This window comes from Agrobacterium sp. NPDC089420 (assembly GCF_044900305.1).
In the GTDB taxonomy this organism is placed as follows: Bacteria; Pseudomonadota; Alphaproteobacteria; order Rhizobiales; family Rhizobiaceae; genus Agrobacterium.
In genome coordinates, this window is the sequence record NZ_JBJDMY010000004.1 from 359,039 (window position 1) to 372,263 (window position 13,225).

15 protein-coding genes are annotated in these 13,225 nt (G+C 62.4%); 12 read left to right on the top strand and 3 right to left on the bottom strand.

Going from position 1 to position 13,225, the window contains the following annotated elements:
* Positions 1 to 42 precede the first annotated feature (42 nt).
* Positions 43 to 1,431, top strand: a complete 1,389-nt coding sequence (locus tag ACI2KA_RS08555) for a M20 family metallopeptidase (RefSeq protein ID WP_404501053.1) — start codon at positions 43 to 45, stop codon at positions 1,429 to 1,431.
* Here the strand turns inward: ACI2KA_RS08555 and ACI2KA_RS08560 are convergent.
* Positions 1,428 to 2,036 carry a LysE/ArgO family amino acid transporter gene (locus ACI2KA_RS08560; protein WP_404501055.1) on the bottom strand — a complete coding sequence of 203 codons (609 nt, stop codon included), beginning with the start codon at positions 2,034 to 2,036 and terminating at the stop codon, positions 1,428 to 1,430. The genes ACI2KA_RS08555 and ACI2KA_RS08560 overlap by 4 nt on opposite strands.
* A 370-nt stretch (positions 2,037 to 2,406) precedes the next feature.
* On the opposite strand from ACI2KA_RS08560, the gene ACI2KA_RS08565 reads away from it, so the two are divergent.
* Positions 2,407 to 3,306: a LysR family transcriptional regulator ArgP gene (locus ACI2KA_RS08565; protein ID WP_404501057.1), complete on the top strand. Its 900-nt coding sequence runs from the start codon at positions 2,407 to 2,409 to the stop codon at positions 3,304 to 3,306.
* A 237-nt stretch (positions 3,307 to 3,543) separates the two neighbouring features.
* Here the strand turns inward: ACI2KA_RS08565 and ACI2KA_RS08570 are convergent, their stop codons facing one another.
* On the bottom strand, positions 3,544 to 5,736 hold the full coding sequence (locus tag ACI2KA_RS08570) for a transglycosylase domain-containing protein (protein ID WP_404501059.1): 2,193 nt from the start codon (positions 5,734 to 5,736) through the stop codon (positions 3,544 to 3,546).
* A 256-nt stretch (positions 5,737 to 5,992) separates the two neighbouring features.
* Between ACI2KA_RS08570 and ACI2KA_RS08575 the strand changes: the two genes are divergently transcribed.
* From ACI2KA_RS08575 to ACI2KA_RS08620, 10 genes are all read left to right on the top strand, one after another.
* Positions 5,993 to 6,472, top strand: a complete 480-nt coding sequence (locus ACI2KA_RS08575) for a YcgN family cysteine cluster protein (RefSeq protein WP_404501214.1) — start codon at positions 5,993 to 5,995, stop codon at positions 6,470 to 6,472.
* Between the two features lie 168 nt (positions 6,473 to 6,640).
* Positions 6,641 to 7,465 (top strand): class D beta-lactamase, encoded by an 825-nt coding sequence (blaOXA, locus tag ACI2KA_RS08580; protein ID WP_404501061.1) that lies wholly within the window; start codon positions 6,641 to 6,643, stop codon positions 7,463 to 7,465.
* Between the two features lie 41 nt (positions 7,466 to 7,506).
* A complete protein-coding gene (locus ACI2KA_RS08585) occupies positions 7,507 to 8,115 on the top strand; it encodes a class I SAM-dependent DNA methyltransferase (RefSeq protein WP_404501063.1) in 609 nt (202 codons plus the stop codon).
* 175 nt (positions 8,116 to 8,290) lie between these two features.
* Positions 8,291 to 10,873, top strand: coding sequence for a heavy metal translocating P-type ATPase (locus ACI2KA_RS08590; protein ID WP_404501065.1), 2,583 nt, complete (start codon positions 8,291 to 8,293; stop codon positions 10,871 to 10,873).
* Positions 10,870 to 11,292, top strand: coding sequence for a Cu(I)-responsive transcriptional regulator (gene cueR / locus ACI2KA_RS08595; RefSeq protein ID WP_006311241.1), 423 nt, complete (start codon positions 10,870 to 10,872; stop codon positions 11,290 to 11,292). The genes ACI2KA_RS08590 and cueR overlap by 4 nt, the downstream gene beginning before the upstream one ends.
* 53 nt (positions 11,293 to 11,345) lie before the next feature.
* Positions 11,346 to 11,546, top strand: a complete 201-nt coding sequence (locus ACI2KA_RS08600) for a heavy-metal-associated domain-containing protein (protein WP_404501067.1) — start codon at positions 11,346 to 11,348, stop codon at positions 11,544 to 11,546.
* A gap of 69 nt (positions 11,547 to 11,615) precedes the next feature.
* Entirely contained in the window at positions 11,616 to 11,882 is a 267-nt protein-coding gene (locus ACI2KA_RS08605) for an AbrB/MazE/SpoVT family DNA-binding domain-containing protein (protein ID WP_404501069.1), read from the top strand.
* Positions 11,882 to 12,241 carry a type II toxin-antitoxin system PemK/MazF family toxin gene (locus tag ACI2KA_RS08610; RefSeq protein WP_404501071.1) on the top strand — a complete coding sequence of 120 codons (360 nt, stop codon included), beginning with the start codon at positions 11,882 to 11,884 and terminating at the stop codon, positions 12,239 to 12,241. Before ACI2KA_RS08605 ends, ACI2KA_RS08610 begins: the two co-directional genes overlap by 1 nt.
* A gap of 72 nt (positions 12,242 to 12,313) precedes the next feature.
* Positions 12,314 to 12,583: a type II toxin-antitoxin system ParD family antitoxin gene (locus ACI2KA_RS08615; RefSeq protein ID WP_404501073.1), complete on the top strand. Its 270-nt coding sequence runs from the start codon at positions 12,314 to 12,316 to the stop codon at positions 12,581 to 12,583.
* A complete protein-coding gene (locus tag ACI2KA_RS08620; protein ID WP_404501075.1) occupies positions 12,573 to 12,938 on the top strand; it encodes a type II toxin-antitoxin system RelE/ParE family toxin in 366 nt (121 codons plus the stop codon). Before ACI2KA_RS08615 ends, ACI2KA_RS08620 begins: the two co-directional genes overlap by 11 nt.
* Here the strand turns inward: ACI2KA_RS08620 and ACI2KA_RS08625 are convergent.
* Positions 12,935 to 13,183: a hypothetical protein gene (locus ACI2KA_RS08625; protein ID WP_404501077.1), complete on the bottom strand. Its 249-nt coding sequence runs from the start codon at positions 13,181 to 13,183 to the stop codon at positions 12,935 to 12,937. The two genes, ACI2KA_RS08620 and ACI2KA_RS08625, sit on opposite strands and share 4 nt — an antisense overlap.
* Positions 13,184 to 13,225: the final 42 nt, after the last annotated feature.

A 13,225-nucleotide genomic window follows, 5' to 3' on the forward strand; every position in this document is an offset into this window, starting at 1 on the left:
TGTTTAGTCTTCTTGAAAATGATCATAACCGGGGATTCCATCATGTCACGCCAATCCGCAATCGACCGCGCCACCGCCCGCTTCGACGATGGCAGCTTTGGGCGGGATCTGTCGCGACGCGTTTCGCGCCGGACCGAAAGCCAGGACGAAGAACAGCGCGGCGAGCTTGCGCTTTATCTCGAACAGGAAATGCTGCCGGCTTTCGCGGCCATGGGTTTTGCCTGCACCATCCTGCATGATCCGGCAGCGGATTTGCCGTTTCTGATCGCCGAGCGTCTTGAAGGCGACACCCTGCCGACCGTGCTCGGTTACGGTCACGGCGATGTGGTGCGCGGTCAGGACGACGGCTGGGCCGAGGGCCTTTCGCCCTTTGTGATGTCGGAGCGCAATGGCAGGTGGTACGGGCGCGGCACCGCCGACAACAAGGGCCAGCATTCGGTCAATATGGCGGCCCTGGAGGCCGTGCTGGAGACGCGGGGCAGGCTTGGTTTCAACGCCAAATATCTGATCGAGATGGGGGAGGAGAGGGGCTCTCCCGGTCTTAGAGAAATTTGCCGCGACCATGGCGGGCGGCTGAAGGCCGATCTCCTGATCGCGTCTGACGGCCCGCGACTGAACGCGGAACGGCCGACGGTCTTTTTGGGTGCGCGCGGCGGCATCACCTTCGATCTGGTGATAGAGGCGCGTAAGGGCGGCCATCATTCCGGCAACTGGGGCGGGGCGCTCTCCAATCCCGGCGTGCAGCTGGCCCATGCCGTCGCAAGCCTCGTTGGTCCGACCGGCCAGATCCGCGTGCCGGAACTGGTGCCGGACGCGCTGCCGCAGGCGGTGCGCAAGGCGCTTGCCGATTGCGAGATCGATGGCGGGCCGGACGGCCCGACGATAGACCCCGGCTGGGGTGAACCCGGCCTTTCCACCGCCGAGCGGGTTTTCGGCTGGTGTGCGCTGGAGGTGCTGGCTTTCGAGACCGGCAATCCGCGCGCGCCCGTCAACGCCATTCCGCCACGGGCATGGGCGCGGCTGCAATTGCGCTTTGTCGTCGGCATCGATCCGGATGCGGTGCTGCCCGCCCTGCGCCGGCATCTCGACCGGCAGGGCTTCGGCATGGTGAAGATCGTGGCTGCGGGTGACGAAATCTTCCGCGCCACCCGGCTCGATCCGCAGGATCCCTGGGTGGATTTCACGCTGCGCTCCATTGCCCGCACCACGGGCAGGAAGCCGGCGCTGCTGCCCAATCTCGGCGGTTCGCTGCCCAACGATATCTTTGCCGATATCCTCAAGCTGCGCACCATCTGGGTGCCGCATTCCTATCCCGGCTGCTCGCAGCATGCGCCGAACGAACATCTGCCGAAGGCGATCGCCCGCGAGGCGCTCGCCCTCATGGCCGGGCTTTATTGGGATATCGGAGAGGGGGAGACGCCGTCGCTTTAGGCGCCCATGACGAGTTTGAAGGCGATGGCCCACATGGTGACGGCGATGACACCCTCCAGAATGCGCCAGGCGGACGGTTTCTCGAAGATCGGCCGCAGCCAGCGCGCGCCGTAACCCAGCGAAAAGAAGAACAGCAGCGAGCCGGTGGCCGCGCCCGCCGCGAAGGTCTTTTCGAAGCCGGGAAACTGCGTGGAAATGGTGCCGAGCAGTACGACGGTATCGAGATAGACATGCGGATTGAGGAAGGTCAGTGCCAGGCAAATGGCAAGCGTCTGCCACAGGCTCGCCTCCCGCCGCTCCGCCACCGACAGCGCCTCGGAGGAGCGCAGCGCCGAATGCAGGCTTTTGGCGCCGTACCAGATGAGGAAGGCGGCCCCCGCATAACGCATGACGGGATCGAGCGCCGGCATGACGGCGCTGATCCGCTGGAAGCCGAACACGCCGACGGTGATCAGCAGCGCATCGGCAATCGCGCAGGTGGCGCAGACGGCAAAGACATGCGAGCGCGCCAGACCCTGCTTCAGGACAAAGGCATTCTGCGCGCCGATGGCGACGATGAGGCTGAGGCCCATGGTCAGGCCGGTGAAGAAGATCTGGATGTCCATGCGCGTTTCGGCCCCTGCCTCTGTCCATGTGCTGTGGCCGAAGGCGTTGCTTCCGGACCGAGTGCTTGGATATTTGGGCAGAATGGTTTAATCCAGTTAAATAAACTCAATCCAGATAAGTATTGCTAATGCCCTGTCATGTCATTTCGCAGACTGCTTTTCTGAGGCGCTGCCTCCCCTCAACCCTCATTCCTGTGCTTGTCACAGGAATCCAGCCAGCCCAAGTCATTGGGTTGAAAAGACTCTTCTGCCGCGCAGACGCGGGTCGACTGGATTCCTGTGACAAGCACAGGAATGAGGGAGGGATAGGCCATCGCCTATGGCTTCCAAGGCCCTCACGCCACCTCCAAACCCTGCACGAGGTGTCCTGATGCTCGACTACCCCTCCATGCGGGCCGTGGCGCTCGTGGCCCAGACCGGCAGTTTCGAAAAGGCGGCGCAGGTGCTGTGCGTCACGCCTTCGGCCGTCTCCCAGCGCATCAAGCAGCTGGAGGAGCGGCTGGGCGTGGTGCTGATCGTGCGCGGCAACCCCTGCGTGGCGACGGAGAAGGGCGAATGGCTCTGCCGGCATATGGACCATGTCGGCATGCTGGAAAGCGAATTGTTCCGCCAGCTTCCGGCATTGGCGCAAGCGGGGTCGGCGCAGGAACGGGTGACGCTCAACATCGCCACCAATGCCGACAGCCTCGGCACCTGGTTTCTGGATGCGGTGTCGAAATTCACCGGCGGTAGCGATTATCTCGTCAATATCGCGGTGGACGATCAGGACCACACGGTGGAATGGCTGCGCGGCGGCAGGGTGCTTGCCGCCGTCACCGCCCATGCGAGGCCCGTGCAGGGCTGCCGGGTCCTGGCCCTCGGCGTGCTGCGTTATCACGCCACCGCCAGCCCGGATTTCATGGCCCGCCACTTCGCCGATGGTGTGACACCCGCAGCCCTTGCCCGCGCACCGGGGCTGACCTTCAACCAGAAGGACAGGTTGCAGGCGAGCTGGATCAGGCAGGCGCTTTGCGAGGATGTTTCCTTCCCCACCCACTGGCTGCCATCGACCGACGGTTTCGTGAAGGCCAGCCTTTCCGGCATGGGCTGGGGGCTCAATCCGGTGCAGCTTGTGGGGGAGCATTTGCGGGAAGGGCGGCTGGTGGAGCTTATTGCGGGCACGCCGCTCGATATTCCGCTTTATTGGCAGGTCAATCGTTTGGCCGCCGACCGCCTCGGCGCGCTCACGGCGGATGTGGTGGAGACGGCGAGGGCGGTGTTGTTGCGCTAGGTTGTGGTTTGGGGAAACGGTTGCGACGGAGTGCTTGGCTTACCCCCCTCTGCCCTGCCGGGCATCTCCCCCTCAAGGGGGGAGATCGACGCGCGGATAGGTCTCGCCCATCTCAACGTTTACGAATGAAGTGGCGGTAGCGCCTCCTGCTGATCTCCCCCCTTGAGGGGGAGATGCCCGGCAGGGCAGAGGGGGGTGAGCCCCGAACTCCGCAAGCACCATCCACGCAACCCAACCTCACCGCCGCGCCGTATCCTCCGCACCTTCGCGCGGCGAAGCATCCGCCACCTTCTGCGTCGTCACGGTCAAGGTCGAGGCTTCCTTCATCTTCCTGGCGATGGAGCGGATGACGCGGGTGGCCTCGGCGGAAAGCGAGCGCGGGCGGGTGAGCGCCGGCATTGAGGGTGTGTTGGCGGAGGCTGCCGCCACTTCGGCGGAGGGTTGCGGGCGCGCGCCGGTCGGCAGCGGGTTCTGGATGCCGGGGATCGGCCGCAGTTCCATGCCCTGATGGGCGTAATCCATCAGCCGCTTGAACGTCATGGCCGGCAGCGCGCCGCCGGTCATGTTGTTCATCGGCGTGAAGTCGTCATTGCCGAACCAGACGGCGGTCGTATAGTTGCCGGTGAAGCCCACATACCAGGCGTCGCGATAGGCCTGCGACGTGCCGGTCTTGCCGCCGGAGACGATGCCGTTTTCCAGCGCGCCGCGCCGGGCCGTGCCCATGACCGGGATCGTCACCAGCATCTGGTTCATCTTGGAATTGGCGTCTTCGGAAAGCACCCGCTTGGCGGGCGGCTCGTCATGGCTGAAATCGTAGAGAACATTGCCCTCGTAATCCAGCACCTGCTCGATGCCGTGGCGGCGTGACTGCATGCCGTCGGCCGGGAAGACGGCATAGGCGGTGGCCTGATCGAGAACCGTCACTTCGGAGGTGCCGAGCGGAATGGTCTTGTCACTGCGCAGCGGCGTGGCCACGCCCATGGCCTTGGCGGTGTCGACGATCACCTGGGTGCCGAGCACGTCCTTGGCGAGACGGACCGGCACGGTATTGTAGGATTTGGCAAGCGCCATCTGCAGCGTCACCTTGCCGGCATAGGAACGGCCGTAATTCTGCGGCGACCAGCCGCGCCAGGTCACCGGCGCATCGGAAATCAGCGTCTCGGGCTTCATGCCCTTTTCCATGGCGGCCGAGTAGGTATAGACCTTGAAGGAAGAGCCGGGCTGGCGCAGCGCCGCGGTGGCGCGGTTGAACTGGCTTTCGCCGTAGTCACGCCCGCCGACCATGGCGCGCACGCCGCCGCCGTTCTCGATCATCACCATCGCGCCCTGCTTGACGCGGTAACCCTCGCCATATTCGCGCAGCTCCATTTCCATCGCCTGCTCCGCGGCCTGTTGCAGGCCGGTATCGATGGTGGTGCGCACGACGACAGTGTGGTCTTTGAACTTGCCTTGCGCCGCCAGCCGCTGCACCTCGTCAAAGGCCCAGTCGAGGAAATAATCCGGCGCCTTCACGTCGGCGCGGTCGATGACGGTGGCCGGGTTGCGCCTGGCGCCGATCACCTGGCCCTCGGTCATCAGCCCGCTCTGCACCAGGTTGGAAAGCACGGTATTGGCGCGCGCACGCGCGGCGGGCAGGTTGACATGCGGCGCATATTTGGCCGGCGCCTTGAACAGCCCGGCCAGAATGGCGGATTCCGAAAGCGTCACGTCGGTCAGGTTCTTGCCGAAATAAAACTGCGCCGCCGCCGCCGCGCCGAAGGTGCCGCCGCCCATATAGGCGCGGTCGAGATAAAGGCTGAGGATTTCCTTCTTCGACATGTTGGCCTCGAGCCACAATGCAAGGAAGGCTTCCTTGATCTTGCGCTCCAGCGAGCGCTCATTGGTGAGGAACAGGTTCTTGGCAAGCTGCTGCGTCAGCGTCGAGCCGCCCTGCACCACGCCGCCGGCGCGGGCGTTTTCGCTCATGGCGCGGGCAAGGCCGATGAAGTCGATGCCGAAATGGTCGAAGAAACGCCGGTCCTCGGTCGCCAGCACCGCCTTGATGAAATGATCCGGCATCTGGTCGATCGGGACGGAATCCTCATGGATGATGCCGCGATGGCCGATGGTGTTGCCGTAACGGTCGAGGAAGGTGACGGCGAAATCGCCGCGATAACGCCAGTCCTTCTTGGTCTCCTCGAAAGCGGGCATGGCGAGCGCCAGAAGCACGATCGAGCCGGCCGTTCCGAAGGTCAGTGCGTCGCAGGTCAGGTTGACGGCAAGCTTCTTCCAGCCGCGCACATGCAGCTTGCGTGATGCGATGGTGATGTCTTCCCAGACATCCACCAGCCTTGCCGCAGCCGTCCACAGGCCGGAATCGATGAAGCTATCGATCCTCAGCAGGATATGCCGCTTCCTGCGCGGCTTCTTATCGTCTTTTTCTTCCTGCACCTGGCGATGTTTTCCTGTTCAACGCAACGCGGATCGTCGGTATTTCTGCGCTTCAACCCATTCCCGACGCAAAACCATGGCATGTCTGTGTCGGAATTGCTTGACGCGGCGGCTTCTTGCGGGCCAATGACCCTCTGCCGCCTGCCAATATGCTAAAATATCGTACAAACCAGCCCTTGGCGATACGATATAAAGGATTAGGGACCGGTTAAACCTGCGCCCTCCAAGAGATCAAAATGAGACGGAAATGTTAACGATGAATGACGCGCCGTTCTGGAAAACCAAATCGCTCACCGAGATGACCGGCGAGGAATGGGAAAGCCTGTGCGACGGTTGCGGCCTGTGCTGTCTTAACAAGCTGGAGGACTGGGACACCGGCGAAGTGGTGTTCACCTCGGTTCGCTGCGTGCTGCTCGACGGCGAGAGCTGTCGGTGCTCCGATTACGAAAACCGCCGCGCCACGGTGCCGGACTGTATCCAGCTCGACCTGAAGAAGGTGCATGAGATCGGCTGGCTGCCGCCCACCTGCGCTTATGCGCTGGTGCGCGATGGCAAGGATCTCTACTGGTGGCATTATCTCGTTTCCGGCGACACGGAAACCGTGCACCAGGCCGGCATTTCGGCGCGCGGGCGCACCGTCAGCGAGGCCGATGTGGATGTTGACGACTTCGAGGATTATGTGGTCGACTGGCCCCTGACGGTAGGTGAGACGGCGGGCGAAGAGGAACGGACCTGACGGACGGCGTCAATTCTTGTTTTGGTCCTATTCCTGCCCCATCCGTCTCCTAAGGCATGTCATCCGAAAACGTGTCACGGTTTCGGGATCGATTTGTCTGAAGTCAAAGACAGCTTCCGGCCATTCCGGCAAATGATCCGCAAAAGCGGACGAGGGACATCAAAACGCATGCGCTACCGGCTGCCCGCCATCGTTCTTTCATGCATTGCCCTTCCGGGGCTCCTGCCGCTTTCCGTTTCCGCCCAGCAACAGCCCCAGGCCTTTGAATGCACATTGGTCACGTCCATCGAGACCGGCGCCATCATCAACCAGCAGGGCGCCTGCGACCAGCGCGTGGCGCCGGCCTCCACCTTCAAGGTGCCGCTGGCGCTGATCGGCTACGATGCCGGCATCCTTCAGGATGAAAAGACGCCCGCCTGGGACTGGAAACCGGGTACGGAAGCCCGCGCTTCCGACCGCAAGACCGTCGATCCCTCCATATGGGAGCAGGATTCGGTGCTGTGGTATTCGCGCGAAATCACCCGCCGCCTTGGCCCGGAAAAATTCGCCGCCTATGTGAAGCGCCTCGGTTACGGCAATGCCGATGTGTCCGGCGAGCCGGGCAAGAATAACGGGCTCACCCATTCCTGGCTCGGCGCCTCGCTGACGATCTCGCCGGTGGAACAGGTGGGCTTCATCCGCCGCCTGCTGGCCGGCAACCTGCCTTTTTCCCGCGATGCGCAGGCGAAGACACGCGCGATCGTACCGCTCTTCGATGCGCCGGAAAGCTGGGCCGTGCATGGCAAGACCGGCACCGGCTACATGCGTGACGAAAAAGGCAATCCCGACCGCAACCGCCCCTTCGGCTGGTTCGTCGGCTGGGCGGAGCGTGAAGGCCAGCACATCGTCTTTGCGAGACTGCGCGTTTCCGACAAACCATCCAACGAACCGCTCGGCCCCGCCGTGCGCGACGCCTTCCTGCGCGATATTCCCCGGCTGGCCGTGCATCGGTAGTTGCGCAGCCGGTATGACCTTTGCCCGAAAAGGAAAAGCATATGCCGGATGCCTCTCGTGACGTCATCACGATCTACAATGAACACGGCGCCGATTTCGACAGGCAGCGTGGTCGCTCCCTTGCCGAAAAACCCTGGCTCGACAGGTTCATCTCGCTTTTGCCGAAGGGTGCGTCCATTCTCGATATTGGCTGCGGTTCCGGTGAGCCGATCGCCGGCTATTTCATCGCCAGCGGTTATGACGTCACGGGCATCGATGCGTCCCTGCCGCTGGTCGAGCTTTGCCGGAAGCGATTTCCCGGGAACCTCTGGGCGGTTGCGGATATGCGAAAGCTGGCCCTCGGCCGCCGCTTCGACGGGTTGATCGCGTGGCACAGTTTTTTCCATCTGACGATGGACGATCAGCGCCGCATGTTCGGCATTTTCCACCAGCATGCCAATGACGGCGCGGCGTTGATGTTCACGGCCGGACCGGATCACGGGGAAGCGATCGGCACCTTTCAGGGCCGGCCGCTTTATCATGCGAGCCTCGCACGCGACGAATATGAAAGCCTGCTCGCCGCGCATGGTTTCCGGCTTCTCGATCATGCCGTCAACGATCCCGAATGCGGCGGCGCCACGGTTTATCTGGCGAGACGCGTCGCCCTCTGAACGCGCTTGGGAGGCCTCACCCGGTAGCGGGTCCACGGGTTGCTTGATCGCTGCCAACGCGATGTTTTGCGGCGGGAGACCGCACTCACGATTGTGTGTTCAACAAAAACTTTGGCCGCACCTTGACCTTCCCATCATGGGAAGCCCTACATAGGGTGTCGAAAGGGGATTTCCCATGAACGAGACAGTCAGGCACGCCCACCCACATCAACCGGTTTCCATTCCCGTCGAGGGCATGACCTGCGCCTCCTGCGTGCGGCGTGTGGAAACGGCCGCGGCCAAGGTGCCCGGTGTCGTCTCGAGTTCCGTGAACTTCGCCACGAAGAAGCTCACGGTCGAGCCGGCCGAAGGTTTTTCGGCCAGGACGCTCGGCGCCGCCATCAAGAAGGTCGGTTACGATATCGCACCGGACCGGCAGGAATTTGCCGTCGAAGGTCTGCGCAGCGATGCGGATGCCGGGCGGTTGAAGGCCGTTCTGGACGCCGTCGCCACCACCGTCGACGTGAAGGTCGACGCTGCGGCCGGCAAGGTTACGGTGGAAACCATCGGTGGCCGGCGTGAACGGGACGCGCTGGTGGAAACGGCAAAGCTCGCCGGTTTTGTACTGAAGACGCCGGGACCGCACGGCCAGTCCGCCCATCAAGGTCACGGCCAGCACCATGGACATCATCAGGGCCACGGCCAGATGCCGGCAGGCGAGGCCGGCGGCCACGACCATATGCAGCATGCGGGCGAGGAAGGCGCGCTGAAACGCGACCTGACGATCGCCGCCATCCTGACCGCCCCGCTTTTCGTGCTGGAAATGGGCGGCCATCTTTATGAGCCGATGCATCACTGGCTGATGGGTATCATCGATACGCAGAACCTCTATTACATCTATTTCGTGCTGGCGACGGCGGTGATTTTCGGACCGGGCCTGCGCTTCCTCAAGACCGGTTTTCCGGCCTTGCTGCGCGGCGCGCCGGAAATGAATTCGCTGGTGGCGCTGGGCGTCACGGCGGCCTATCTTTATTCCGTCGTGGCGACCTTCGCGCCCGATCTGCTGCCGGCGGAGGCGCAGTTCGTCTATTATGAAGCGGCAACCGTCATCGTCACGCTGATCCTGACCGGACGGCTTCTCGAAGCCCGCGCCAGCGGCCGCACGGGAGACGCGATCCGCAAGCTGATGAGCCTGCAGGCGAAGACCGCCCGCGTGGAGCGCGACGGTGTCACCATCGATATTTCCCCTGAAGACCTGGTGACGGGCGATATCGTCGTCATCCGCCCCGGCGAGAGGCTGGCGGTGGATGGCGAAGTTGTCGAAGGCGCGTCCTATGTCGATGAATCCATGATATCGGGTGAACCCGTGCCGGTGGAAAAGGCGGTCGGCGCAACTGTTGTCGGCGGCACCATCAACAGGACCGGCGCTTTCAAGTTCAAGGCAACCAAGGTCGGCGCGGATACCATGCTGTCGCAGATCATCCGCATGGTGGAGGAGGCGCAAGGCTCCAAGCTGCCGATCCAGCTGCTGGTGGACCGTGTCACCGCGCTCTTCGTGCCCGTCGTCATCGCCATTGCGGTGCTGACCTTCATTGTCTGGGCGATCTTCGGTCCTGAGCCTGCCTATACTTTCGCGCTGGTCAATGCGGTGGCGGTGCTCATCATCGCCTGCCCCTGCGCCATGGGTCTCGCCACGCCGACATCCATCATGGTCGGCACCGGAAGGGCGGCGGAACTGGGCGTGTTGTTCCGCAAGGGACAGGCGCTGCAGGAACTGCGCTCGGCTGAGATCGTCGTGGTGGACAAGACCGGCACTGTCACCAAGGGCCGTCCGGAACTGACCGATCTGGTGGTTGCGGAAGGATTTGCCGACAATGAGGTGCTGAGGCTGGTCGCCGCCGTCGAGGGCCGTTCGGAACATCCGATTGCCGAAGCCATCGTCCGGGCTGCGGAAGAAAAGAATATGGTGGTCCCGGAGGGACTCAAACCCCCAACCGTCGAGAACTTCGAAAGCGTGACCGGCTACGGTATCGCCGCCACGGTCGATGGCCGCAGGGTCGAAGTCGGCGCGGATCGGTACATGGCCAAACTCGGCCATTCCGTCGATATCTTTGCCGACGCCGCCGCAAGGCTGGGTGACGAGGGCAAGACGCCGCTTTATGCCGCCATCGACGGCAGGCTGGCGGCCGCGATCGCCGTCGCCGATCCGTTGAAACCTTCGAGTGTCACCGCCATCCGGGCGTTGCAGGCCATGGGCATCGAAGTGGCCATGGTGACGGGCGACAATGTCCGCACGGCAAACGCCATCGCCCGGCAGGTCGGCATTTCCCGCGTGGTGGCGGAAGTGCTGCCCGAAGGCAAGGTGAAGGCGATCCACGAGATGCGCGAAGGCGGCAAGGTGCTGGCCTTCGTGGGTGATGGCATAAACGACGCGCCGGCGCTGGCCGAGGCCGATATCGGCATCGCCGTCGGCACCGGCACGGATGTCGCCATCGAAAGCGCCGATGTGGTGCTGGTCGGCGGCGATCTTCTGGGGGCGGTCAATGCGATCGAGATGAGCCGTGCGACCATGCGCAACATCAAGGAAAATCTGTTCTGGGCTTTCGGTTACAATGTGGCGCTGATACCGGTTGCGGCGGGCGTGCTTTATCCGGCATTCGGCATCACGCTGTCGCCGATGATCGGCGCGGGTGCGATGGCGCTCTCCAGCGTCTTCGTTCTCGCCAATGCGCTGCGGTTGAAACGGGCAAAGGTGGCGCACAGGGAGGTGACGTCGTGAATATCGGCCAGGCATCGGAAGCATCGGGCGTTTCCGCCAAGATGATCCGTTATTACGAGCAGATCGGTCTCATCACCCCCGCCGCCCGCACCGGCAATAATTACCGGGTTTATGGCGAGCAGGACGTGCACAATCTGCGCTTCATCAAGCGGGCGCGCACGCTCGGTTTTTCGCTGGAAGAAACCGAGACGCTGCTGAAACTCTGGCAGGACAAGAGCCGCGAGAGTTCGGCGGTGAAGGAAATCGCGCTGGTCCACATCGCCGATCTCGAGCAGAAGATCGCCGAGATGAAGAGCATGGTGAAGACGCTGTCGCATCTCGCCCATTGCTGCGGCGGCGACCACCGGCCCGACTGCCCCATCCTCGACGATCTCGCGGGCGCGGACAAGACCGACGGTAAGCCCGCGAGAACCCACTGATCTTTAGTGACAGCCGGCACGACAATATCGCTTCCGGCCAGAAGGAGAAAACCATGAGCGCAACCACCTTCCTCATTCCTGATATGACCTGCGGCCATTGCGAAAAGACGCTGCGCGGCGCCCTTGCGGATGTGCTGCCCGGCGCGTCCGTCAGCATCGACCTCGATGCCCATAAGCTGACCGTGACGGGCGACGCCGCAAATGCGGAAGCGGCGATCCGCGAAGCCGGTTATTCGCCGGAACGGGCGGGTTGAGAGACGGCTTCCATTTGCGTAGGTCCAAAAATGTGCTACATATGTTGCACAAAAATGGAGCGTAGACGGATGACCGTAACGACGAGAATAAGACGTCAGGGCGGTGCGGCGGTGATGACCATCCCGCCCGCTCTTTTGAAGATGCTGGGGCTGGAAATCGGTGAGCAACTGACGCTCGAGGTCGATAACGGCGCGCTGGTCGCCAGCCCGGTTCGGCAGGAAAAGAAGCGCTTCACGCTTGCCGAACTGCTGGAGGGTGCGGATGAAGTCGCCGCCCTCAATGCCAGTACGCGGGAGTGGGACGAAGCGCCGCCAGTCGGCAAAGAAGCCCTTTGATGGTCCGTAGCCAGATTCCGAAACGTGGCGACGTTTATCTGGTCGACCTGAACCCCGTCATCGGCAGCGAAATCAGGGACGAGCATCGTTGTATCGTCATCACGCCGAAAGAAATCAATGCGGTTGGACTGTGCCTTGTCGTTCCCGTGACCACGGGCGGAGTATTCACACGCAGGGCAGGGCTTGCCGTGAACATATCGGGCCATAAGACAACCGGCGTTGCATTATGCAATCAGGTGAGAAGCATGGACATTGTCGCCCGTGCCGCCCAGAAGAAAGCGAAATATATCGAAACCCTTGACGATGCGACGATCGACGAAATCGCCGGTCGTGTCATCAGCATGATTGATCCTGCCTGAGAACGCCAATTGGAATAATGATCGATATATGCTACTGAGTAGCATGATCTTTCCTGTCGAGGGAGTGCCACAATGTCCGTCAAGGCGTCAGTTTCCATCTCCGACCAGCAGGACAGTTTCGCCCGCAGGCTGGTGGAAGAAGGGCGTTATGCCAGCCTCAGTGCCGTCGTCCAGCGTGGGCTGGAATTGCTCCGGCAGGAAACGGAACTGAAGGACGCTGAACTTGCCGCACTTCGCGATTTGCTGGTCGAGCGCGGGCAGGGCGACTTCGTCTCCTTGGAAGACGGCAAAGACAGAACGGCGGCGATGATCGCAGCCAAGAAGGCCAACTATGGCCTTTAGGGTCGTGCGCTCGACACAGACGGATCAGGACCTCGGCCTCATTCTCGATCATCTCATCCAGTCCTATCTCGACCTTGGTGACGCCTTGCCGGGGGCTTTCGCACGCGCCGAGCGACGCGTGGTGTCAATTGAAGCGGATATGGATGCACTTCACAAAGCGCCTTTTCAGGGCACATTATTGCCCGAAATATTGCCCGGCCTTCGCCGGGTAACGAAAAATCAGGCTGTCTTTTATTTCGATGTCGACGAGGGTGAAAAGACCGTGCGTATTCTCGCGGTGTTTTTCGGCGGGCAGGATCATCTACGCCATATGCTCACGCGCCTTGTCTCCCGTCGCGCCCCGGACTTTCCCTAAACCTCGTCGAAAGCCCCGCCTTCCCGCGAAGGGTTGCGGTCGATCACCCGTTCCTCGGCATCGTCGGGCAGGGCCTCGTCGCTTTCCTGATAGGGATCGTCCTCGCTCTCGGCCTCTTCTTCCTCGATTTCCTGTTCGATGGATTGCGGAATTTCTCCCTTGGCGGGAAGGACGTCGATGTCGAGATCGATCAGGTCCTCGTCCATGGCGTCTTTGTTGCGGGGCATGATCTTCTTGCGGTCCATGACGGTGTCCTTTCTGTCGGTTCATTCGGCAAACGGCCGGCG

Coding starts and splice junctions, on each gene's coding strand:
- ACI2KA_RS08555 (WP_404501053.1), top strand. CDS start 43: ATGTCACGCCAATCCGCAATCGACCGCGCCACCGCCCGCTTCGACGAT.
- ACI2KA_RS08560 (WP_404501055.1), bottom strand. CDS start 2,036: ATGGACATCCAGATCTTCTTCACCGGCCTGACCATGGGCCTCAGCCTC.
- ACI2KA_RS08565 (WP_404501057.1), top strand. CDS start 2,407: ATGCTCGACTACCCCTCCATGCGGGCCGTGGCGCTCGTGGCCCAGACC.
- ACI2KA_RS08575 (WP_404501214.1), top strand. CDS start 5,993: ATGAATGACGCGCCGTTCTGGAAAACCAAATCGCTCACCGAGATGACC.
- blaOXA (WP_404501061.1), top strand. CDS start 6,641: ATGCGCTACCGGCTGCCCGCCATCGTTCTTTCATGCATTGCCCTTCCG.
- ACI2KA_RS08585 (WP_404501063.1), top strand. CDS start 7,507: ATGCCGGATGCCTCTCGTGACGTCATCACGATCTACAATGAACACGGC.
- ACI2KA_RS08590 (WP_404501065.1), top strand. CDS start 8,291: ATGAACGAGACAGTCAGGCACGCCCACCCACATCAACCGGTTTCCATT.
- ACI2KA_RS08600 (WP_404501067.1), top strand. CDS start 11,346: ATGAGCGCAACCACCTTCCTCATTCCTGATATGACCTGCGGCCATTGC.
- ACI2KA_RS08605 (WP_404501069.1), top strand. CDS start 11,616: ATGACCGTAACGACGAGAATAAGACGTCAGGGCGGTGCGGCGGTGATG.
- ACI2KA_RS08610 (WP_404501071.1), top strand. CDS start 11,882: ATGGTCCGTAGCCAGATTCCGAAACGTGGCGACGTTTATCTGGTCGAC.
- ACI2KA_RS08615 (WP_404501073.1), top strand. CDS start 12,314: ATGTCCGTCAAGGCGTCAGTTTCCATCTCCGACCAGCAGGACAGTTTC.
- ACI2KA_RS08620 (WP_404501075.1), top strand. CDS start 12,573: ATGGCCTTTAGGGTCGTGCGCTCGACACAGACGGATCAGGACCTCGGC.
- ACI2KA_RS08625 (WP_404501077.1), bottom strand. CDS start 13,183: ATGGACCGCAAGAAGATCATGCCCCGCAACAAAGACGCCATGGACGAG.